This window comes from Affinundibacterium danionis (assembly GCF_042432465.1).
Classification (GTDB): Bacteria; Pseudomonadota; Gammaproteobacteria; order Burkholderiales; family Burkholderiaceae_D; genus Undibacterium; species Undibacterium danionis.
This window is the reverse complement of the sequence record NZ_JBHLXJ010000015.1, coordinates 263,126-286,997: the sequence shown is the minus strand read 5'-3', so window position 1 is coordinate 286,997 and position 23,872 is coordinate 263,126. Positions and strand designations below refer to the sequence as shown.

Genomic DNA, 23,872 nt, shown 5'->3' with positions numbered 1-23,872 from the left:
CAAGTGTCTCAATCCATATTACACAGGTGCAATACGGCTTGCAATCCCTAATTTCTTTGTCGTGATTGAATACGACAGAGTCATCGGTTTTACTGCTTTTTTACTGTTTTTGGGCTGCTTTTGGTGTGCTTTTGGTGTGCTTTGTTATAGCCCCTCGGCTGTCTTTTGGCACGCTTCGCGTTTAGATGTTAAGCCTGATTTTCATCACTCACTTGTAAGATCAGTTTGCCAAAATTTTTACCTTCAAACAGCATCATTAAGGCCTGGGGGAAATTCTCTAAACCTTGAACGATGTCTTCGCGGGTATGAAATTTACCTTCTGACATCCAGTTACTCATTGCCTGTACCGCTTCTGGATAGCGCTGTACGTAATCAAACACGACTATGCCTTCCATGCGGGCACGATTGACCAGTAGTGACAGGTAGTTAGCGGGGCCTTTAATTTCGGAGGTGTTGTTGTATTGTGAGATCGCACCGCAGATGATAATACGTGCTTTGCGGTTGATACGAGTGAGCACAATATCTAAAATCTCGCCCCCAACATTGTCGAAATAAACATCAATGCCATTTGGGCAGTGCTGTTTAAGGCCGTCTTTTACTGAGGTGTTTTTGTAGTCTATGCAAGCATCAAAACCTAATTCATTGACGACAAAATCGCACTTGTCTTGACCGCCTGCGATGCCGACCACACGGCAACCGAGTTGTTTAGCAACTTGTCCCACCGTTTGCCCGACCGCACCGGCCGCCCCAGATACCACGATGGTCTCGCCGGCTTTCGGCTGTCCTACATCCAACAAACCAAAGTAAGCCGTCATACCTGGCATGCCTAAGGCGTTTAAATATTTGGGGAGAGGGGCGAGCTTGGGATCAACTTTGTAAAATCCCGCATAGGGATTATCAGCCATACCTTGCCAATACTCTTGCACGCCAACACTGCCAGACACATAATCACCCACTTGAAAACGATCTGACTGTGATGCAATTATTTGACCAATACCGCCTGCGCGCATCACTTCGTTGATTTCTACTGGACGTATATAGGATTTGCCACCGTTCATCCAACCGCGCATGGCAGGATCAATTGAGAGATACAAGGTTTTAACTAGGATCTCGCCAGACTTTAATTCGGTGACTGCTTCTTCCGTTGATAACCAATCACTCTCTTTGGGAAAACCTACAGGACGGGAGGCTAAGCGTATTTGGTGATTAGTCAATGTAGCCAGTGGCGCAGGTGTAGAAATAGACATAGAAGCATCTCCAAAAGTAAACACGGTTGATCTCAGGACAGAAATCCTCAAGTGCGCTGACTATACATGAATAAGAACGACTGTGCTTTTATTTTGCATTCGCGATCATTCGCACATAAAAATGGCTTGAACATGAGACAATGTTTCTTTGGTTTAAGGACTTATGCGAAATCGTTCCAGCTAGGCGTGCCGACGAAGACAGTGCTTTAGCACGGGAAGTCGGCAGCAACGACGCTGAGGCGGTTTTGTGTAAGTCCGATGGTTTATGCCTTATTTGCTATTGTATAAACACCACAATTAAATTTTGACTGAATTTTATGCATCCAGAATACATCTTGACTTTATCTTGCCCGGATCAACGCGGCATTGTGCATAGCGTTTCCGGTTTTTTGGCGACTCACGGTTGCAATATTATTGACTCGGCGCAATACGGCGACGCCCATTCCCATTTGTTTTTCATGCGTGTGCATTTTTCTCTAGATGATGCAGGAATCAGTGATCAAAGTTTGCGCGCAGAGTTTGCGGAAGTCGCACAGAGTTGGAAAATGGAATGGCAATTGCATGATGCGCACCATAAGCCCGCCGTGGTGTTGATGGTGTCAAAGATAGGGCATTGTCTGAATGATTTATTATTCCGTTACAAAAGTGGATTATTGCCGGTTGAGATTAAGGCGATTATTTCCAATCACACGGATTTTTATCAATTAGCCGCTAGCTACAATATTCCTTTTCATCATTTACCTTTAGCGACAGGGGCGAGTGCGGAAGCAAAAGCTGCGCAGGAACGTAAAGTCTTGGAGGTGATAGACGGGCACCAAGCCGAATTGGTGGTGTTAGCCCGCTATATGCAGATACTCTCGAACGAGATGTGCCAGGCATTGAGTGGTCGTGCCATCAATATTCATCATTCATTTTTACCTAGCTTTAAAGGGGCGAAACCTTATTATCAGGCGCACGATCGCGGTGTGAAGTTGATCGGGGCGACCGCGCATTTTGTGACGGGCGACTTGGATGAAGGCCCTATCATCGAGCAAGATGTAGAGCGCGTGGATCATGCCATGGACCCAGAAAAACTGACTGCGATAGGACGTGATGTCGAATGTGTGGTTTTGGCGCGCGCTGTCAACTATTTCGTAGAGCATCGCATACTTTTAAACGGTCATAAAACCGTGGTATTTAAATAAAACTGAGTAGGCTTGTATGGGCTTCCATAGACTTTAGCAGATACCAAGGATTTAAATAAATTTACCTAAAACTTAGAAACAGCAATGGCACTTAAATCAACAATTTATAAAGCAGAACTGAACATTTCCGATATGGATCGTGGCTATTACGCCGATCATAGTTTAACTATTGCACGTCATCCTTCGGAAACCGACGAGCGCATGATGATGCGGGTGGTCGCATTTGCGATTCATGCATCTGAACGATTAGCGTTTGGCAAAGGTATTTCAGACACCGAAGAGCCCGATTTTTGGGAAAAAGATTACACCGATGCGATATTGTTATGGGGCGAAGTAGGGCAACCTGATGACCGTCGCTTACTTAAGGCATGTGGGCGTGCTGAGAAAGTAGTGGTGTATAGTTTTGCTCATGCTAGTAGCATCTGGTGGAAACAAATTAATAGTCGTCTAGATCGTGCTAAAAATTTGTGTGTAAAAAATATTGCTTCCGAAACCAGTCAAGAATTAGCCAAGATGGCGCAACGGACGATGCAGTTGCAGTGCACCATACAAGATGGGCAAATTTGGATGTCAGCGGGCGATCAATCGGTGCAGATTGATTTAGAGGTTTTTAAAGAGTTTGGCTGAGATCGTGGAGTTGTCGTAAATTAGTACGCATTTGCGCCTCTCTATTTCATTGTTATTCAAATCGTGCTTACAATGCGCTATAAGACATTAGGCATCGGACATCAGACTGCACTAGGCAAATGTATGAATGGAACTAAGTCAGACCTAGGCTGGTCTATTTTTGATAAAGTCGCCGTAATAAACAAATAAACAGATAAATACACAAATAAGTAAATAGCTTTACCACCTCAACGTGTGATGTGAATTCGCTAGCTTAGTTTGCTGATCGCATCACTTATCCTTACGGTTATACCGGATAGGCAGATAGATGAGACGCTACAGTATTTTTTTGAGTGCTGTGTTTTTTCGATTCTGCCTAGTCGTGCGTAGTCAATTTTCGTATTTCCTATTTCGATTCCTATTGTGTAGCGTACTTCTGTTTCTACAGAGCGGCACAGCGGCGTGGGCTGATTCCATTCAATCTCTACGTTTTAGTCATCTAACCCAAGAGCATGGTTTGCCCAGTAGCAGTGTCATGAGCATGCTGCAAGATAAGCAGGGCTTTATGTGGCTGGGAACGGCGAATGGCTTGGCTCGCTATGATGGCCGTCAAATTAAAACATTTGACTACGAAGAAAAAAATCCAACAACGATTAGTAATCCTTTAGTAACTGCTTTACTCGAAGACGATGATGCGGTGCTGTGGATAGGCACACGCTCAGGTTTTGACCGTCTTGATTTGCGTACCGAAACCGTGCAACGCCAAGCCATCCCGCAAGACTTAAGTCTGCAAAATCGACGTGTCAGTGGCATCGTGGCTGGCATTGATAAGAAATTGTGGATCGCTATGTACGGTGGTCTGTATTTATTTGATACTCAGACCCGTCAATTTACGCTTTGGAAGTCTAGCGACACCCGTTTGCAAGGGCGGATTTTTGCCTTGATTAGTGATGGCCGCGGTGGCGTTTGGCTAGGTCAGGGAAATCAAGTTGCGCATATTGATCAGCGAGCACAGTTGGATTTGGTTTTTAGTACGATGGACAATGTGACGGCTATGGAGAACAGTCCGGTTGATTTGCAAGTTCGTAGTTTGGCTTTTGATTCCCAGCAGAGATTGTGGGTGGGTATGGAGAGCGATTTACAAGTTTGGCACGTAGATCAAAAAACACCACGGCGTGATCCTTTGCGTCATCAGTTTGAATTGGACGCTATCGTGGTGCGCAGCATCGTACGAGATAGTGATGGTGCGATGTGGATAGGGCAAGGTGGGCAGAGTGGGATTAGTAAATGGGTCAATGGCACGACAAAGTTGACTCGCTATACTCATAGCCGAGCTATTCCTAGCAGCCTCAATTCGGGTGCAGTGCAAAGTATCATTCAAGATAGTAATGGTAGCTTGTGGATAGGAACCAGTGATGGTGGTGCAGCTCAGGCAGATTTACGCAGCAAACGTTTTAGTTTGTATTTAAATGAGTCGGTAGGCGATAAAAATTTAGCTTCACCGGTCGCGATGGCGATTAGTTTTATGTCAGATCATCAGGCGTGGGTCGGCACCTATAGTAATGGCTTAGTGCGTTTAAATCTCGATACCGGTGAGGTGAAAAAAATCCCGGAAAGCCAAATGCCATTGTCGAAAATTAAAACACAATTACTGGCGCCTGATGGCAAGCTTTGGGTTGGCGGTGATGGTGGGCTTTTTGTCTATGACAGCCAACGTCAGTTGACGCAAGAAATCGCATTGAATAATCAATTGGCCGCAGGTGCGTCGATTAGTTCCTTGGTAATCGATCAAAATGGTGATTTATGGGCGGGCAGCGCCTTGGGTTTATATCGTATTAAAAATGCTTTGGGACGTGATGTCGGTGCCGTGTATCCGGTTAAGAGTTATCGCAGCGATAGTCAGCTCGCTGGCGCACTGGGACATGATGTCGTTGATAGTTTGTTAGTCGATGACAAAGGCAAGCTCTGGGTAGGAACCAAAGGGGGATTGTACTTGTGGCAGCCGCTGACGGAGAATTTCCTCGCGGTGATACGTCCGGATAAACTAATACCGCACCCCGATAAATTGGCGATACAGGCCATGCGCCAAGATCGTCAAAAACGGATTTGGCTGGCGACCGAAATCGGGCTGTTCGACATGACCGAGTACCAAGGTGAATGGTATGTACGTTCATGGTCGCATGTAAAGAATATGCCGCAAGGCGGTTTCGATTCTGTACAAGATGCGGTAAATGGTGAGATATGGTTAGGTAACGATTTAGGCTTAACGCGTTTGGTTCCAGAACAAAACACCGCACGGTTTTATCCTGCACTAACACATTTTGGCGCAGGTATTAATTTTGGCGCTAGTGCGCGTGGCCCTGACGGTAGTTTGTATTTTGGGACCAAGGGCTTGATCCGATTTTTGCCTGAAGAGCTGCGTGATAATTTACGCGCTCCCAAAGTTGTTTTGAGTGACATTCTCATTTTTAATCGTTCATTGCATGCGCAGGGTGCGACAAAAAATACATCGAGTCCAAGTGAGAATAAAAAAGCCGACGACACCGAAAGCTATTGGCGTCAATTGCTAAACAAACTAAGTGGACGAAATCCTGAACAGACCAGTCTAGAAGAAATCGGTGTTTCAGGTGCCTTACATCTCGCGCGACACATCAAACTCACGCATAAACATGCGATGGTCAGTTTTCAGCTATCTGCATTACAGTATTTTAATCGCAATCAAAATCGCTATGCTTGGAAATTAGAAGGCTCAGATCTCGACTGGATTGATGGTCTAGGTGAGCAAGGAACCGCTACTTACACTAATTTAAATCCCGGTCATTATCAATTATTTGCCAGGGCGGCCAATCCTGATGGCGTATGGAGCGACAGTACATTGTTGTTAGAGGTCGAAGTGCTCCCGCCATTTTGGCGTACTTGGTGGTGGTACACCATGCTCATGTTGATAGCGAGTGCAGCGATTTTTATGATGTACCGTTTACGTATGAAAAGTTTTAACGCTAATCAAATTTATCTTGAGCAGGAAGTCGCGGCGCGTACTAGTGAAGCGGTAGAACAAAGAGAGATTGCGGAGCGGGCAAAACAAGATATTGCGCTGTTGAGTGCCATGGGGCGCGAGATTACCGCGAGTTTGGATTCCTCCATGATTCAACAAGTGTTGTATCAAAATGTGAGCAAATTGATAGGTTCCATGTCGTTTGGTATAGGTATGCTGGATTGGGATAAGCGGCAAATTGAATTTCGCTTTGTGGTCGCAGAGGGGAAGACCGTGACCGCTTACCAACGTAGTCTGGATGCGCAAGAACAACCCGCATCATGCTGTGTTTTGAGTGCCAAAGAAATTAAAATTGATGAGTATCCGATTGATAGTCGAGAGTTTGAGTCCTTCGACTTATTTTATCTGGATGGCAGTAAAGTACCGCCAGCAAGATCAGGCATCTTCGCTCCTATGATAGTGAAATCAAAAGTCATTGGTCTCTTATGTCTGCAAAGTGAACGCAGCCACGCATTTACTTCACGCGATCTCGATATTCTTCGAACCCTGGCTGCCTATGCCGCAATCGCTTTTGATAACGCCGAGGCCTATCAATATCTGCAAATGACCCAGGCCAAATTAGTGGAGCAAGAAAAACTGGCCGCCCTAGGTTCTCTAGTAGCAGGCGTGGCGCATGAATTGAATACACCGTTGGGTAACAGCTTACTGACTGCTAGCACCATGCAAGAAATGAGTAGTAAATTTTTGGCAGAAGTCGAGACCGGTAAAATGCGTCGTTCTAGCCTCGATGTATTTGCCCGCGCCACTGAAACCTCTAGCACGCTGCTAGTTCGTAATTTATCGACTGCATCGGATTTGATTACTAGTTTTAAGCAGATTGCGGTTGATCAAACTTCAGATCAACGGCGACAATTTAATTTAAGAACGGTGAGTGAAGAAATTGCCTTGACGATGTCGAATCGGATAAAACGAGAAGAACACGAATTGAAAATTGATATGCCCGAAGTGATATTGATGGATAGCTATCCTGGACCGTATGGGCAAGTGCTGAGCAATATGATCATGAATGCGATTATCCATGCATTTGATGGGCGCAAGCACGGTGTGATGAACTTGAAGGCAGAATTTATCAACGACAAACAGGTGCAGATTATATTTAGTGATAATGGGCGCGGCGTGAGTGAGTTGAATTTGAATAAAATATTCGATCCTTTTTTTACCACCCGTTTAGGGCAAGGTGGTAGTGGCCTCGGCCTACACATTTGTTACAACATCGTTAGTTCGGTATTGGGGGGAAGTATAGAGGTGCGCAGCACGGAAGGACGCGGCACCAGTTTTGACATCATCTTGCCTTTGACCGCGCCACAGCGCTAGGATCACTTCCATTAAGTTGAGGATATAAAATTGTAGGGCGGGTGAAACTCGCGCCGCCAGCCCACCGAGCACCTAAGCAGCGCGGGTTTCACCCGCCCTACGAGATAGCTTAACTTAATGGCAGTGAGCGTCAGGATGGGGGAAATAAAACCTATCTTTAAATATTCGGATAAAATTCATATCTATCTAAATTTTACCTATCAAGCCGCGATACCGCTCGCATCAAAATAACCCTCAAACAAAATAGAGCTCAAATAACGTTCGCCAGAGTCTGGTAAAACAACAACGATGGTTTTACCTGCATTCTCAGGTAATTTGGCTAAACGCACCGCAACTGCAGTCGCCGCACCACAAGAGATACCCGCTAAAATGCCTTCCTCTTTCGCCAAACGTTGGGCATATTCGACCGCTTCTTCATTGCTCACTTGTTCGATTAGATCGACTAAAGACAAATCTAAAACATCCGGTACAAAACCGGCACCAATACCCTGAATCTTATGCGGCGCTGGTTTGATCTCTTGACCGTTACGTTTTTGCGTTAACACCGGACTGGCGGTCGGTTCTACTGCAACGGTTTGAATAGCTTTACCTTGAACTTGTTTGATGTAACGAGATACGCCCGTAATGGTACCGCCGGTGCCTACGCCAGATACAAAGATATCGACTTGACCTTCAGTATCGGTCCAAATTTCTGGCCCCGTAGTCTTTTCATGAATCGCGGGATTGGCTGGATTTTTAAATTGTTGTAACAAGACATAACGCTCAGGATCACTGGCGCGAATTTCTTCTGCCTTAGCGATAGCGCCATTCATACCTTTGGCACCTTCCGTTAAAATCAATTTTGCACCATAAGCGACCAATAATTTGCGGCGCTCTATGCTCATTGTCTCAGGCATAGTTAAGGTTAAAGGAATACCTTTGGCCGCAGCGACAAAGGCCAGAGCGATACCGGTATTGCCACTAGTGGGTTCGATCAATTCTTTACCCGGCCCGAGTAAGCCTCGCGCTTCCGCATCTGCCACCATCGCCGCACCAATTCGACATTTCACCGAATAGGCAGGATTACGACCTTCAATCTTCGCCAACACAGTCGCCCCAGCACCGTCAGTAATACGGTTCAATTTCACTAAAGGCGTACGACCGATAGAGTCGGCATTATTTTGATAAATAGGCATAAATTCCTCTTTGTAAGAAGTATCCGAGAAGGATTGTGACGATAGCGTAATGGTACGCAAATTCAAAAGAATATAAGCTCATATTCTTATATGGATTTGTTGTGTTTGGAGTTGAATAAAGAAGGAGAGTGTAGTTTTTGCTCTATAAACGATGTTAAAGATTATTTGAATTATTACTAGAATTTGGCTTTTTGTGAGATATTATTATGTATTCATGTTTGGATAATTAAATCAGGGAGTCTATATGGCATCGAGTGATTTTCAAGTCTCAGGCAAAAATGCAAAAGCACTTTTTACGTTGAAGCTCCATCGAGGTGACGGGATGTGTCTCATAGCGATGAATTGGAAGGTAGGAAAGCCGCCAGACAATTTTGTCGGCTTTGCTATTGAATCAAGGGCACCTGGCACCGATGCTTTCTTTCCTTTAAATAATCGCCTCAGCTTCGAAAATGCGGGAAGTGGTGGTAGTAAACTTCAACTATCGACACTCATTTCACCGATTCAAAAATTCCGGTGGATACATTTTCCTAGAAACGCCAATTTATTAGGTGAATTCACTTATCGAGTGACGCCTGTTTTTATGGATGAGGATGATAGGCTTAGCCAAGGAACACCTCAGGAAGCTAACATCGAATTACGACGAGAAACCTATCAAGGGCAGTTAAATGTCACTTTCACGAGAGGTTTCGTTTCTTCCCAAGCTTTTGTGGATCGATTTGAGAAATTCGGTGAAATTCAAACGCTCATTCCCTCCAAGGCTAAGGAAGGATTAACCTTTAAAGCTACGCATCCTAAGAGAGAAGAGGCGCTTGCCTGGATGGGCTTTGAGGCCCGAGAAACTATTCTTGAACTACTCGACCAAGCCATCTTGGAAGGCGCTGAGGTGCGGGTTGTCGCTTATGATTTGAGCGAACCGGAAGTGGTTGGCAGATTGGTTAAGCTTAAAAAGAAACTGCGTATTATTATTGATGATAGTAAGGAGCATGGAGAAGACGATTCTGGAGAGACTCAATCAGCGGAACGTCTGCTAAAGTCGGCGGGCGCGGCGAACGTAAAGCGTCAACACATGAAGAGCTTACAGCACAATAAGATGATTATTGTTAATGGTCCTAAGACCAAGAAGGTGGTTTTTGGATCTACGAATTTGAGTTGGCGCGGTTTCTATATTCAGGCGAACAATGCGCTCGTTATAGAGGGGAAAAAACCAGTTACTCTGGCTCTTGCTGCATTCGATAATTATTATGATAAAGAAGCTACATTCCAAGATACCGATTCCGCTGAGATGATGGATCTTGGTTTGAAAAATATTGATGCTAAGGTAGCTTTTTCGCCACACTCTAAATCAAATAGTTTGCTGCAAGCTATCGGTGAAGACATTAGTTCAACTACGTCTAGTCTTTTTTATTCATTGGCGTTTTTGTCGATTACGCCTGGAATTATAAAAGAGACGATTCGGGATGTTTCAGCGAGAGCGGGTATCTTCGTCTACGGTATTGCGGACAAAAAAGTAGGAGGGATAGATCTGCAAATGCCAAATGGCAATATTGCCCCCGTCTTCTCTTCGGCACTTGATAAAAATATCCCACTTCCGTTCAGTAAAGAACCTACAGGAGGTGGAGGAAATCGCATGCACCATAAGTTCGTGGTGATTGACTTCGATAAGCCTAGCGCGCGTGTCTATCTCGGCTCTTACAATTTTTCTTCACCAGCGGATCAAAAAAATGGCGAAAATCTGGTAGTGATCCGTGACCGTCGCGTCGCGGTATCCTACACCGTTGAGGCTTTGCGATTATTTGATCATTATCACTTTCGTGTTGCCCAGAAAGAGGCAAAGCAGGCTAAAAAAATATTACAGCTTCGTAAGCCTCCTCGTCAGATTGGAGAGAAACCGTGGTTTGAGCAGAGCTACAGCGATCCTCGAAAAATCCGTGATCGTGAGTTGTTTGCTTAGATGAAGTGCTTATTCTTTAGTTTGTCATAAGAAGATGGGAAAAGGCTTTTACGATGAATTGTTTTGTTTGCTTCGAGTATCATCACTTGCGAAGAACTTTGTTTTGAATTAAAAGATTTTTAAAAAATGCCACAACCAGAAATCCTAATCCAACACCCTCTAATTATCCCCATGGCAACGCACGTTGCCTTAGCCGCATTTCTCTATGTCTTACTCACTATTGCACGTGCCCCGACAATCTGGGGCGTGGGTTGCCGCTCTGATGGTGGCAATCCGTGGGCGAAATTTGAGCCTCGTATTAGTGCTAACTTATCGAATCAGTTTGAATGGCCTTTGCTGTTTTATGCAGCATGTTTGTTGCTGGTTCAAGTACCTGTTATTTCGTATTCACTAGTCTTATCGTGGATTTTTGTTATGGGTAGAATGTTACATAGTTTGGTTCAAATATTGACTACCAATGTTCGGCTGCGGGGATTGATTTTTACTATAAATTTTCTTGCGGTTCTTGGGCTTTGGGGGACTATTGTTTCTCGTTCAGTCTGAGCTGTTTGCTTTACCTACAAAGTAATCAGTATTGTGCTTGCTATCGTTATCCACATGAACAACTCAGTTTGACGAAAAAACGGTGCGCACAACTCCCCTTTATTTAAGACTTGTTCTTAAGTATCTGTAGTGGCGACTAGCTACCATTTAGCCTATTCTATTTTACAGGCAGTAATTCAAACCGTTGCCGGGTATTTTTTTCTACGGCTTTACGCGAATACAGCAAAGGGAAGTAATCACCTTTGGCCCATGATTCTGCTAGATCTCGGTAGTGCGGGCTGCGTGGATCTCCCGATTGTCCGGGCGCGTTAATGGCGCGTGAATTATCCCAATTGCCTACATCGACCACGACGCGAAATGAAGGGCCATTTAGCTGCATAAAGTCTTGTAGGCGGTAGCTAGACTGATTGACCGTATTCGCGCTTCCGCCGCGTGGTAGATTGCCAATATCGAATTGAACGCTGGTATCGGCGTCAACCATCGCTGACATCGCATGTTTGAATGAGGTTTTTTGTAGCGCACCCCAACGCCAGTTTTTACTGTCTTTGCCTTGTAGGCGCTCTAAACCTTGATAGGCTATGCTTAAGCTGTTTAGCAGTAAGTTGTCACGTGTGGCACGCGCGATTTGTGCTGTGATTCCAAACTGAGCCGGAAATTTTTCAGTGCTGTCGAGATGTTGCAGCATGCGGGTCATGTCGGGCATGCTGGTGACTAATCCAGCCTGGCCTCCTAACATTATATTTTTGTAGGCAGGCGCTAGCGTTTGTGTCAGCCAGACTTGGAATAATGCGGCTGCGGCTGAATCGGCATGTTCGAAGTAATCCCAGTCTTTGAAAACTGCCAGCGCTTTTTGTTGCGTTGTATCTGCTGTATTCAAGCGATTCACTAGAGTCACTAAACGTTTTGCAGGCGATGAGAAAACATCATTTTGCAAACGCATAGAGTCTTCAATAGAGATTTTTTTATCTTGTCCTAAGACTTCGGCGATCCGTAAGTAGCGCGCTGGTAGCGGCCATTCAAAACCGAGTTTGCGTTCTTGTTGCGGATAGTCTTTGGGGAGATTCATCTCGTTGGCTGATGCGAACCAACCGGATTTTGGGTTGTAGCTAAATGGCAGCTTGTCACCGGATAAAAATCCCGACCATTCGTAGCGACCGTCGCCCGGCACAGGCATCAGCCCATCCCAGTTGGGACGTATTGGTGCCATCCCACCGGGAACCCAACCGATATTGCCTTTGGTATCGGCATAGACCTGATTTTCGGTCGGTGCCCCCCAGTGCAACATAGCTTTTTTAAATTGTGCAAAATTATGGGCACGCATGTAATCGACGCTGCCAAAGTAGGGAGCCATGCCTGCTTGTAACCATGCGGTGCGGACTGCAAAGGCACGATTTTTATCGGACTCGATATAGATGATTGGGCCATGCCGCGTAAAAGAGAGCGTAGCTTGATGTTCAGCTTGTCCTTTGACTTTAAAACTTTCACTACGTTGGATGAAGTTTTCCCATTTTCCTTGGTATTGATATTGCTGCGGATTGTTAGGATTGAGCTGGTACACATATAAGTCTTCCTGATCAATTGCCATAATCGTCAGGCCAAATGCAATGCTGCCATTGTGACCGATGGAGATACCTGGCAGGGCTGGCTCGCCAGCACCGATGACATTCAGGCCAGGGGCACTTAAATGGGTGATATACCGAAGTGAAGGCGTAGAATAGGCGCGGTGTGGATCATTCGCCATGATGGCGCGTCCTGTACTAGATTTGCTAGGAGCTATGACCCAGTTGTTACTGCCTTCTTGCGTTTCCTGATCCGCCACATAGTCTTGCATGCTGAATGTTGTCGGCAGAGTGGTTTGACTCACACGTTTGCTATTGGCATCAAATGTGACATTTTGGGTTGCCAGTGTAAATTGACGCAAAACATCGTCGGGGAGACAAGGATCTAAACCTTCAGGTACGGTGGTCTTCCAGCCATGACTTAAACTTTGTCTGACTTCATCGAGTGCCAGATTGTCAGTGCAGGCCAGTCTGGCACGCGCGACTTCCGAAGTCAGATTGCGGGTCAATCCATGACTACGTATCCGCACCACATCTTCGGCTTGCCATTTTGCAGGTTGATATTGCATGAATTTGAATTCTGGCGGCATTGCTTCAGGATTCTTGCTTAGGTAGTCAATATAGGCATTAATTCCCTCCACAAAACGCTTACTTAAAGCCTGTGCCTGGGCGCCATAGGCGGCCCATTCTTGTCGCATATCGCCTTGGTATAAGAAAGCTCGAGCGGCTTTATCTTGTTCCAAATAGGCAGGGCCAAACACTTCGGCGAGTTGTCCCAGACCGCGTCTACGCCATAAATCAATTTGGAATAAACGATCTCGGGCAACATTAAATCCTTGCGCAAAAAAGAGGTCGGCTTCGTTCTCTGCATAAATATGCGGGACGCCCCATTGATCAACCAAAATTTGCGCTCGGTTTTGTAATCCTGTTAGTTGCCAGCTTTGTTGGACACCTATTTTTGCAGGGCCATTTTGCGCACTGGATAGCTGCGGCGTCAATGTCAATAATAGCGAGAAACTTAAGCTTAGCTTGGCAATCGCCTTGATTTTGAATAGTTCTTTGCTCGCAGCTAGTGTGTGTGATCTTGGCATGATGTCTGTTCTTTTGCGCTTTGTTGCAATGCGTTAAGTGATTTTTTTGATGGTTGTTGAGTGCGGTGGATCAAGCGATGATTTGACTTTATTTAGGGAGTATAAGCGCAAATAAAATGATTTCACTCCTTGATTTATGCAGTTCGTCGCAAGAGCTTTGTTTTTGGCTAAGAGGGAGCGTAGCATCTGAGGCTGCTAAATGTTTCTCATGTATTTAACGCTGATTAAATACGATTGTTTTTCAAACCAAAATAAGACTGTACCAATCTGGCCGTTCTGGTCATGGAGAAGAGGGGAAAAATGGAACACACATTCGATAACAAGGCGGGTTTTCCCGCCGATGCGCCAAGTGCAAACTTTGTTCCGGTGGCCGCCAGTGAACGGATACAAGCCTTGGATGTAGTCAGGGGATTCGCCTTAATCGGCATCTTCTTTATGAACATCGAGTATTTCAATCGATCGTTTTTGGATTTTGGTACGGGCATACCACCTGGTGTGCAAGGCATTGATTGGCTCGCAACTTACTTCGTTAATTACTTTGTTGCGGGTAAGTTTTGGACGATCTTTTCGCTGCTGTTTGGTATGGGCTTTGCGGTAATGTTAAGCCGTGCTGAGGAGACTGATCGTCCCTTCATTAAGCCTTATATACGCCGCATTATCGCGCTGGCGATTTTTGGATTCTTGCATAATGTCATGCTGTGGTATGGCGATATTCTACTGAGCTACGCGTTCACTGCTGGCGGTTTGTTGATCGTCTTGTTTGGTCGTTGGAAGTGGATATTACTGAGCATTGCTGGCCTAGTTGGTTTTTGCTTCATTCCAGGCTTGAGTTCCTTCGGCACAGTGGTTGCAGGTATCGCCTATATGGGGTTGATTGGTTTGTTTATTCGTAATGAAAAACAGGTCACAGTGTTTGGCAAACAAATACCACTGTTTTCTGTTTTGTTTCTAGTTGCTGGAATTCTAGTGAGCTTTACTGCTTTGGCTTGTTGGCTGGTTCCTAGCATGAAAGAGGGACGTAGTCCTATGACGGCGATGGCGGTTGCATTCTTATCGATAGCGTTCTTATCGGCTTATTTTCATCAACCAGTGTCCGCGCGATTGTGGCGTGCGGGTGTCCTGATTTATTGCTTGCCGTTCTTGATTGGTACTGTCTTTGGCATCATCGCTTATCAACAACCTATCAAGAGCGTATTTAATTCACCTGAGGCGGTTCAGCTCGCAGCACAAAAAGCGAAAACCAAAGCTGAGGAAGAGCTAAGCAAGAAGGCGGGGAATTCTGAAGCTAAATCAGCATCGAAAGTAGAGGCTAAAAAGGACGATCCTAAAGTAGTCAAAACTGAGGACCAAAAGAAAATAGAACGCGATGCAGACTCGATTAACAATATTCAAGAGAATAAAAAGAAAATTGCTGAGGACGTTGAAGTACTAAGCCATGGCAGTTATCTGGATACGGTCAAGCAACGTTTTAATCGTCTGATGGACGGACCATTTAATCCAGCTGGTATGGCATTCGAAGCCATCGCCTTATTCTTACTTGGTTTGTGGTTTGTGCGTGCCAAGATTATTACCAAAGCGGCTGAGCATTTACCTTTGTTCCGTCAGATTGCGATTTTTGGTTTGCCTATCGGATGGGGGCTAAGCGTATTGGCGAGTAGCATTGCAGTGAGCCATGTATCGGGTGTCTCCGGTGATGGTTGGCAGTTGTCTCAGATGCTTTTGAACTTGGGTAATTTGCCAACTTGTCTGGCCTATCTCAGTATCGTGGTCTTGATGTTACATAGTAATTCTGTGTTTTCTAAAATTAAAGCGTTGGCACCTTTTGGACGCATGGCATTGACTAATTACTTAATGCAGTCGCTGGTGCAAGCGAGTTTCTTTTATGGTTGGGGATTAGGGCATTTTGGTCTAGGTCGCGCTCAGCAATTAGGTTTTGCCGTCTGTGTGATTTGCTTACAAGTTTTGTTCAGTCATTGGTGGTTGGCTCGTTTCCGTTACGGTCCTTTGGAATGGGTATGGCGTGTAGTGACTTACTGGCAAATTCCCGCGATGAGAATTAGTCAGCCAGCTATGCAAGCACAAATGGGGTAATAAATAATTTAATTACTGAGATTAACTGAGTTAGTTTTCTTAAGTATATTGGCTTTACCATTTTGTAAGGCATAATGATAAAAGCGCTTTGATGCAGATCGAAGCGCTTTTTCAATTGGAAATTGGTTTGCTTACTTGTTGAAGCGAGGAAAGAATATGCAAAACGACGAGATACACGTCAGTAGCGAAAATCATTTAGTACCAGCGGCCAGCCTCGCTGTGCCAACAGTACTAGCACCCGTCACAGAAAAAGAACGGATTGCGGTGCTTGATGTGATTCGTGGCTTTGCGCTCATCGGTATTTTCTTGATGAATATAGAGTTCTTTAATCGTGCAGTGGGTGAATTGGGGGAAGGCATGCCCGCAGGATTGACTGGATTAAACTGGTTGGCGAGTTATGTGATTGCGTATTTTGTTGCCGGAAAGTTTTGGACGATATTCTCGCTGTTGTTCGGTATGGGTTTTGCGCTGATGCTGACACGTACTGAGACTAAGGGGCAGAATTTTCTGCAACCTTATTTGCGTCGTTTGTTCGCCTTGGCAATCTTTGGTTTGCTGCACCATATTTTGATATGGCCAGGTGATATTTTATTTAGCTATGCTATCGCTGCTGCTGGTCTGCTATTGATCTTGTTTGGCAAATTACGTTGGATCTTTCTTGCTGCGCTCTTGCTAGTTTTATGCGCAATGATTCCCTTGCTTAATCAAGTCGGTGCTATCGCGATGGCTTTGACTTTACTGGCTGGCATCGCCTTTTTATTGCGTACTGAAACTACGGTGAAGTTTTTTGGAAAAAACCTACCTATCACCGCGGTGGTGCTTTGCATTATGGGTGGAATTACATTGTTATTGAGCTTAGGTGGATTTCTCATTCCGACCATGAAAATTTTACGTGGTGCAATTTTTTCAGCAGGATTTTTCTTTTTACTCGCATTCATATTGGCGCGTTCATTTCAACCCAAAGAAGATCGCCCTTGGAAAATAGGCAGTTTGTTGTACTGCACTTTGTTTATTTCTATGATTATTGGTGGCGCATTTGAGTATTGGGGGGGTAAGGAAATATCTACGGCGGTGAATAAGGCTAAGCCGAAAAGCGAACATGTCGTCGCTGCTTCCGCTACCTCCGCTACTGGGGATAGTTCACAGGCAGCAAGCGCCAGCATTCCCTTAGCGTCAAGTGAAACAGCTAAACGTAAAGCAGAGACAGCAGAGCAAAAGAAAAAGGAGCTGGAGCGAGAGAAAAAGAAAGAGGCTGATAATAAGTTGGAAGTAGAGATTCTAACTAAAGGAACTTATCTCCAAGCGATGCAATTCCGAGCCAAGGAGTTTGCTGAAAATTGGGCGAACGTGACGATTTTTAGTGTCTTGATCAATTGTATGTTTTTGATTGGCTTTTGGTTTGTGCGCTCTGGCATTATGGATAATACGCAAGCGCATCTGCCTTTGTTTAGAAAGCTAGCCTTGTTCGGTTTGCCTGTTGGAATAAGTTTGGGAATTGCGGGTAGTTTGATCACAACCGCGCCTGTTAAAGGATTGGAAAACGATCCGTTTACTTTGGCCACTGGGCTGCTGTATTTAGGAAATCTACCTGCCTGCTTAGGCTATGTTAGTGTTTTGGTGTTGATGTTTAATAGCGCGGGGGTACTGGCTAAAGTGAAGGTGCTGGCGCCGTATGGCCGTATGGCGCTCACCAATTATTTGTCGCAATCGATTATTTGCTCGGCAGTTTTTTATAGTTACGGTCTGGGTTACTACGGTATGCAGCGAGCGCATCAAGTGGTATTCGTTTTGATCGTCGTTATTTTGCAGTTGATGTTTAGCCACTGGTGGTTGAGTAAATTCCGTTACGGACCTATGGAATGGTTGTGGCGTGCGGTGACGTATTGGAAACTGCCTGCGTTTAAAGTTTAAGCTGCGTTTAAATTTAAATAAAGTAAAAAAGCAAAAGGGCTTATTTGAATCCAAATAAGCCCTTTTGCTATAGTTCCAGAGTAAAAAATATTTACAGAACTTTACGCAACCAATTCCCTATATCAATAATTTCTTGTGGCGATACCGAGTGTTGCATCCAGTAATCATGCCATTCAATGGAATAGCCGAGGCTGAGCAAGAGATCCCGTGACTGTTGTGCGCGTTGGATAGGAATCACAGGATCACTCGTTCCATGTACTAAAAAGATGGGGGTGTCTTGATTTGCAGCGTGACGCTCTGTAGCGACTTTCTCCGCCAAGGGCACATAGCCAGACAAGCCCATGATGCCTGCTAATTTTTGTGGATGACGTAAACCCGTTTGCAAACTCATGGCACAGCCTTGTGAAAAACCAGCCAGAATGATTTTGTCAGTGGGAATGCCACGTGCATTTTCACGCGCGATCAAGGCATTGATTTGTTGTTGCGATTGACGCAAGCCGGTTTCATCTTCGCGTTTATTAATGTCGGTACCAGCGGCAGCAATATCGTACCAAGCGCGCATGATATAGCCACCATTTAAGGTGACGGGAATTTGCGGCGCATTTGGGAAGACAAAGCGAATCGTTGGGCAATCGCTCAGATCGAGTTCTTTGACGATAGGTACAAAGTCATTGGCGTCTGCGCCCAAGCCATGCATCCAGATAACGGCGGCAGTTGGATTGGCACCACTTTCGATTTCTATGGTTTCTAAGAGTTGAGTCGTCATAATTCGCTATTCAATTGTCTATTCAGTCGTTTTTACGCGCAACGCGGATTTTGGTCGAAATACTTTACAGACTGCATCATGCGTCTCGACATAGGGACCACCAATCAAGTCTATGCAATAAGGAACTGCCGCAAAAATACCCGCGACTAGCTGCTTGCCTTCTGCATCTTTTAAACCTTCTAAAGTTTCTTTAATCGACTTTGGCTGACCGGGTAAATTTAAAATTAATGCCGCGTGGTCGGGCGTCTCGCGTATCACGGCAACTTGGCGCGATAGGATCGCGGTCGGCACAAATTGCAAACTGATCTGGCGCATTTGCTCACCAAAACCCGGCATTTCCTTGGTCGCTACCGCTAAGGTCGCTTCTGGTGTGACATCGCGTCGCGCTGGGCCTGTACCGCCCGTGGTGATCACTAAGTCACAGCGCGCGTTATCCACCAAGTCAATTAAAGCTTGTTCGATATAAGGTCGTTCATCGGGAATCAAGCGCGTTTCCATTTCCCATGCGGTACTCAGTGCGGCTCCGAACCAAGTTTGTAATGCAGGCAATCCTTGATCTTGATAGACGCCGCTGGAGGCACGGTCAGAAATTGAAACGAGTCCTATACGCAGTGGTCGATCCAAGTCGATGGAATGCGCTAAATTAGTTGTTGTCATCTTCCGAATCTTCGTCGTTTTCTGCATCTGCGTCTGATGCATGAGCGGCTTTGTTTTTGTTTTGAATTTCTTTCAGAATCTGAAAGATTTCGCGATAGGCTTTAGGTGGTTTGTTTTCCGCTTGCTCTTTACGTGCATTGCGAATCAAGGTGCGCAAATGCTGTACGTCGAGATCGGGATTTTCCTCCAATAGCTCGGTGAGGGCTTCGTCTTTTGCCAGCAATTTTTCGCGTTTGCGTTCGAGTGAATGCATGGCGGCCGTTTCGGATTTGGAAGCACCTTTCCAGCTATCGATGGTTTTCTGAATCAGTGCAACTTCTTCTTCATCCAAAGTACGCATTTTTTTGCCGACGAATTGCATTTGACGGCGGCGACCTTCGTGGTTGGTAATCGTTTGACATTCGAGAATGGCATCACGCACATCTTCAGGCATTGGAACACGTTTAACTCGATCGCGCGGTGCATCAACTAATTCTTGTCCAAGTTTCTGTAGCGCCGTCATTTGGCGTTTGAGCTCGGATTTGGATGGACGGTCGTATTCTGGTTCAAACTCGTTGGACTGATAGCCGCAAGAGCCTCGATTCGGATTTGGCATTGGTAAATCTTCTATAAACTTATTGAGGAGGGTAGGAACAGGTCATTACTGACCCATCCCCCCCTAAGAACCGTGCTTGCGACTTTCATCGCACACGGCTCAAGCCTATTATAAAATTTCCTAAAAAGGAAACGCTATATTACGAAGTTCCCTATAAGGGAACCGGCTTTACTACTTTCAAACTCTTGCTATGCACTTGGGCATGGCAGTTGGGATGCAATAATACTCGATTCCCTAGGGCATCAGAACCTCCATGCACACGATATTCTATGTGATGGTCATGCCAGCCTGTTGCTTTGGTCATCTTGCACTTGCATACAGCACAAAGTCCGCCCTGATCAATGTACATACGAATAAATTGCTTTTTGTGACGCATATTTTCCAACATACGTTCTTGTTGCAACTGTTCGCCATACATTTCCCATTCGGGGTCAAAAGGGTTATACGCCCCTTTAATTTTCTTATGCCGCTTAATCTCTGTACCCGACAACTGATACAGATCTTTTAGTCCTTTACTGCCATCTTCGTTTACTACAGGAACTGCAAACATCCAATTTCGTTCGCCAACTGTATGGAAATATTTTTCCTTGATCCAGTCAATGTTCTTATTCGAATGTCGCCGTTTTGACCACCGCCATAGAGCCTTAAATATTAAGTTCTCTACACGGCTGTACGTTGCCTTGGCTACTACAGGGCTGTGATATTGCGCCCAACCTCGTAGTATTGGATTAAGCAAGTCTATCAACTCTTCCTGCTTAATCTCTTTATGTGTACTGATTATTTCCTTCACTTTGCGATAAAACGTTTGCACGTTTTTCTTGCTCGGTTTGATGAGTAGTTTTCCCTGATATTTTCGGAAATTCCACCCCAGAAAATCAAAGCCTTGATCTATGTGAACAATGCGCGTCTTTTCCTCAGAAAGTCGTAATCCTCGAACTGCAAGGAAATTTTCTATCCAAGGCTTAATTTCGTTTTCCAGTACCTCTTTCGAGCTTCCTGTAATAACAAAATCATCCGCATACCGAACTACATTTACTTTTAGCTTACTAGTTACCGTCACACCCAACTTTTTACCTAAGTAACTAGTCAGGCCTGACTCCAAACCATTCAGTGTCACATTCGCCAATGTGGGAGAAATAATTCCCCCTTGCGGCGTACCAGCTTCTGTCTCCTGAAACTGACTTTGATAAATCAAGCCAGACTTTAACCATTTTTGAAGAACTGATTTATCCATAGGGACATTCTCAGTCAACCATCCATGATTAATGTTATCGAAACAGCCTGCTATATCTGCTTCCAATACCCAAGGAGCCGAAGTTTTCTTGGATAAAGAGACAAATAGTTGGGACATTGCATCTGCTGTTGAACGATTGCTCCTGAATCCATAAGAATTCGGATCGCTCGTCGATTCAGATACAGGTTCCAACGCTAACAAAAATAAAGCCTGCATAGCCCGATCTCGCATAGTGGGTATCCCTAAGGGGCGTTTTTTCCCATTTGCTTTCGGTATATAGATTCTTCGCAAGGGCAAAGGTCTATATCCACGCTGCTGCATCCTGCTAACTGCTAACCATTTCGTTTCAGGTGACTCCCACAGCTCACCATCTACACCTGCCGTGCGTTTACCTTGATTTTCAGTAACACGCTTCACCGCCAACAACTTCGCGGATAGCGTGCGGGTCAACATTCGTTGCAGGGCTTTCACCTTGCGCCATTTGCCTTCCCGTGTTGCCTTCGCAATTCGTATCTGCATCCCTTTCACATTCCGTTCAACCCGACGCCAACTTACATCGTGCCAGTCTTGCGGTACATGAGAGAGCGCAGACACATCCGTATGGATATGCACTTTCATGCTGCTTTCCTCCTTGTAAATTGAAATTAGAACTTCAATTTCCCAAGTGAAAACTCATAACGCTCCTTGTGGGAGCGTCCATAGCTCCCACAAGTAAAAATATCCGTTCGGTAAGTACCATATCTTGATACTTACCCTTCATCTCATCCAAGACAAAGGGTTGGTCAGCCGTCTTGCGACGATAGACCAGATAGAAGTCTGCCCGCTTTCGCGTGGAATGATGTTTCAATCCCTATCCGAATCATTACAACTCGGCATTCGCTTTCTCTATCCTCCCATGCCCACACCGCCTACAGTGTTCCTTACGGTTCACCTGCCCGACTACAACAACTTGGGCGACGATTTGGGTTTTCCACGTTCCTTACTTATCACACGACTGGGTTAGGGTCTGTCTTTTCTCCGATGGTCTGATGACGACGTATCCTGAGTCGCTAACAGGATATCCGACCATGCACCTTTTGGTTAATGCCTAACAGCAGTTTTGGCATATCCATAGTTACGAAGTTTAACGACAATTCACATATGTTACCCATACCAGCCAGCCTAGCCTCTCAACCCCGTCACTGCTAGGAGTTTCCATGTTTTACCTCACGATAAAGCATGCCCATCACTGGGGAGATACATTGTCAGGAGAGCTTCACACGCCGCCGTTACCAGCAACGCATGTCTCCGTAGGCTACTGTTAGCCGTATAACAGGTTCACTATTCAACAAGTCTTGCAACTGGCTGAATCGAACAATGATAAATAAAGCTTTTGCCCCTTTTTTTAATCACGAAGGGCATCGTGTCGCACAACGACTGCTATGATACTCTCTTTATCCTTTCAGCTAAAGAAACAGAAGCTATGTCTAAACCAGTTTTTACCCATACTCAGGATCAATTTAAACAAATTACCCAGGATATGTTGCGCATTGCTCGTGACAAAGGGGCAACAGATGCAGCGGTAGAAGTCAGTGAAGGTGGTGGTTTGTCGATTAGTGTGCGTAAAGGCAAAGTCGAAACGATAGAGCAGAATCGTGACAAAGGCATAGGAATCACGGTTTATGTCGGTAAGAAGCGCGGAAATGCCAGCACTTCTGATTTTTCTGCTAAGTCTTTGCAAGATACGGTTGAGGCCGCTTATAACATCGCTCGCTTTACGGCCGAAGATGATTGCGCTGGTTTGCCAGATGCCGAGATGTTAGAAATGCATCCGCAAGATTTGAAATTATTCCATCCTTGGTTAGTCACCGCGGAAGAGGCTATCGATCTAGCATGCCGCACCGAAGCTGCAGCTTACGCGGTGGATAAACGCATTACGAATTGTGAAGGCGCTAGCGTGCATGCTCAGCAGTCGCATTTTGTGGCAGCTAACTCTCGTGGTTTTGTGGGCGGTTATCCGTTTTCCCGTCACACGATTTCGGTGGCGCCGATCGCGGGCAAAGGTTCTAAGATGCAGCGTGACGACTGGTATAGCTCGCATCGTAATCATAAAAAAATCGCCACGCCAGAAGCAATTGGTGGCTACGCAGCAGAACGTGCATTGGCACGTTTGAATGCTCGTACGATTGACACTCGTAAGTGTCCGGTTTTATTCGAAGCACCTTTGGCGGCAGGTTTGTTGGGGGCTTTTGTACAAGCCGTTTCTGGTGGCGCTTTGTATCGCAAATCGAGCTTCTTACTCGATACCTTAGGAAAGCAAATTTTCCCGAATCATATTCAAGTTTTAGAAGATCCGCACGTATTAGGCGCGGTGGGCTCTTCACCATTCGATGATGAGGGAGTCAAAACTTTAAAGCGTGATGTGGTAACGAATGGCGTATTGAACGGCTATTTCTTGTCGACTTATTCGGCGCGTAAATTAGGTATGCAAACAACCGGTAATGCGGGTGGTTCTCATAATCTAAATCTGACTTCAAACTTGACTAAGCGCAGTGATCATTTTGCGCAAATGTTAAAGAAAATGGGAACCGGTTTGTTAGTGACTGAATTGATGGGGCAGGGCGTGAATTATGTGACGGGCGATTATTCCCGTGGCGCTTCTGGCTTTTGGGTGGAGAACGGTGTGATTCAATATCCGGTTGAGGAAATCACGATTGCGGGCAATATGCGTGACATGTTTCAGCAAATAGTCGCGGTTGGGAATGATACTTTGACGCGTGGCACTAAGACTACCGGTTCGATTTTGATAGAAAGTATGACAGTTGCTGGTAGTTAGTTGGCGTACTGAGTATTGGTAGCGTGATTTATTTGAGTTTGTCCCGGGCTTTAGCCTTTAGCCTTTCTTTATCTTTTA

At 45.3% G+C, this 23,872-nt stretch carries 16 protein-coding genes; 9 read left to right on the top strand and 7 right to left on the bottom strand.

The features are described 5' to 3' along the window. Positions 1-188: 188 nt before the first annotated feature. A complete protein-coding gene (locus ACFFJH_RS14525; RefSeq protein WP_390213588.1) occupies positions 189-1,247 on the bottom strand; it encodes an NADP-dependent oxidoreductase in 1,059 nt (352 codons plus the stop codon). Between the two features lie 317 nt (positions 1,248-1,564). On the opposite strand from ACFFJH_RS14525, the gene purU reads away from it, so the two are divergent. The 3 genes from purU (at position 1,565) to ACFFJH_RS14510 (ending at position 7,406) form a co-directional block, all read left to right on the top strand. Next, positions 1,565-2,431 carry a formyltetrahydrofolate deformylase gene (purU, locus tag ACFFJH_RS14520; protein WP_390213586.1) on the top strand — a complete coding sequence of 289 codons (867 nt, stop codon included), beginning with the start codon at positions 1,565-1,567 and terminating at the stop codon, positions 2,429-2,431. Positions 2,432-2,515: 84 nt separating this feature from the next. Continuing rightward, positions 2,516-3,058, top strand: coding sequence for a YaeQ family protein (locus tag ACFFJH_RS14515; protein ID WP_390213585.1), 543 nt, complete (start codon positions 2,516-2,518; stop codon positions 3,056-3,058). A gap of 307 nt (positions 3,059-3,365) precedes the next feature. Then, a complete protein-coding gene (locus tag ACFFJH_RS14510) occupies positions 3,366-7,406 on the top strand; it encodes a two-component regulator propeller domain-containing protein (protein ID WP_390213584.1) in 4,041 nt (1,346 codons plus the stop codon). 200 nt (positions 7,407-7,606) lie between these two features. Here ACFFJH_RS14510 and cysK read toward each other — a convergent pair whose 3' ends face one another. Further along, positions 7,607-8,581, bottom strand: coding sequence for a cysteine synthase A (gene cysK, locus ACFFJH_RS14505; RefSeq protein WP_390213583.1), 975 nt, complete (start codon positions 8,579-8,581; stop codon positions 7,607-7,609). 244 nt (positions 8,582-8,825) lie between these two features. On the opposite strand from cysK, the gene ACFFJH_RS14500 reads away from it, so the two are divergent. Together ACFFJH_RS14500 and ACFFJH_RS14495 are read left to right on the top strand one after the other, a co-directional pair. After that, positions 8,826-10,532: a phospholipase D-like domain-containing protein gene (locus ACFFJH_RS14500; RefSeq protein ID WP_390213582.1), complete on the top strand. Its 1,707-nt coding sequence runs from the start codon at positions 8,826-8,828 to the stop codon at positions 10,530-10,532. Between the two features lie 126 nt (positions 10,533-10,658). Further along, positions 10,659-11,075 carry an MAPEG family protein gene (locus tag ACFFJH_RS14495; protein WP_390213580.1) on the top strand — a complete coding sequence of 139 codons (417 nt, stop codon included), beginning with the start codon at positions 10,659-10,661 and terminating at the stop codon, positions 11,073-11,075. 157 nt (positions 11,076-11,232) lie between these two features. On the opposite strand, the gene ACFFJH_RS14490 is transcribed toward ACFFJH_RS14495, so the two are convergent. Further along, positions 11,233-13,725 (bottom strand): penicillin acylase family protein, encoded by a 2,493-nt coding sequence (locus ACFFJH_RS14490; protein WP_390213579.1) that lies wholly within the window; start codon positions 13,723-13,725, stop codon positions 11,233-11,235. 300 nt (positions 13,726-14,025) lie between these two features. Here ACFFJH_RS14490 and ACFFJH_RS14485 point away from each other — a divergent pair, with 300 nt between their 5' ends. Together ACFFJH_RS14485 and ACFFJH_RS14480 are read left to right on the top strand one after the other, a co-directional pair. Further along, on the top strand, positions 14,026-15,816 hold the full coding sequence (locus ACFFJH_RS14485) for a DUF418 domain-containing protein (protein ID WP_390213578.1): 1,791 nt from the start codon (positions 14,026-14,028) through the stop codon (positions 15,814-15,816). A 156-nt stretch (positions 15,817-15,972) separates the two neighbouring features. Next, positions 15,973-17,727, top strand: a complete 1,755-nt coding sequence (locus ACFFJH_RS14480) for a DUF418 domain-containing protein (protein WP_390213577.1) — start codon at positions 15,973-15,975, stop codon at positions 17,725-17,727. Positions 17,728-17,818: 91 nt separating this feature from the next. Here ACFFJH_RS14480 and ACFFJH_RS14475 read toward each other — a convergent pair whose 3' ends face one another. From ACFFJH_RS14475 to ltrA, 4 genes are all read right to left on the bottom strand, one after another. Beyond that, a complete protein-coding gene (locus ACFFJH_RS14475) occupies positions 17,819-18,493 on the bottom strand; it encodes an alpha/beta hydrolase (RefSeq protein WP_390213576.1) in 675 nt (224 codons plus the stop codon). Positions 18,494-18,511: 18 nt separating this feature from the next. Further along, on the bottom strand, positions 18,512-19,150 hold the full coding sequence (mog, locus tag ACFFJH_RS14470; protein ID WP_390213575.1) for a molybdopterin adenylyltransferase: 639 nt from the start codon (positions 19,148-19,150) through the stop codon (positions 18,512-18,514). Beyond that, a complete protein-coding gene (gene yjgA, locus ACFFJH_RS14465; RefSeq protein ID WP_390213574.1) occupies positions 19,137-19,745 on the bottom strand; it encodes a ribosome biogenesis factor YjgA in 609 nt (202 codons plus the stop codon). The genes mog and yjgA overlap by 14 nt, the downstream gene beginning before the upstream one ends. Positions 19,746-19,896: 151 nt before the next feature. Further along, positions 19,897-21,597, bottom strand: coding sequence for a group II intron reverse transcriptase/maturase (ltrA, locus tag ACFFJH_RS14460; RefSeq protein WP_390213573.1), 1,701 nt, complete (start codon positions 21,595-21,597; stop codon positions 19,897-19,899). Positions 21,598-21,757: 160 nt separating this feature from the next. On the opposite strand from ltrA, the gene ACFFJH_RS14455 reads away from it, so the two are divergent. Then, complete coding sequence (locus tag ACFFJH_RS14455) at positions 21,758-21,982, top strand: hypothetical protein (RefSeq protein WP_390213572.1); 225 nt, start codon at positions 21,758-21,760, stop codon at positions 21,980-21,982. 459 nt (positions 21,983-22,441) lie between these two features. Then, positions 22,442-23,794, top strand: a complete 1,353-nt coding sequence (gene pmbA / locus ACFFJH_RS14450) for a metalloprotease PmbA (protein ID WP_390213570.1) — start codon at positions 22,442-22,444, stop codon at positions 23,792-23,794. Positions 23,795-23,872: the final 78 nt, after the last annotated feature.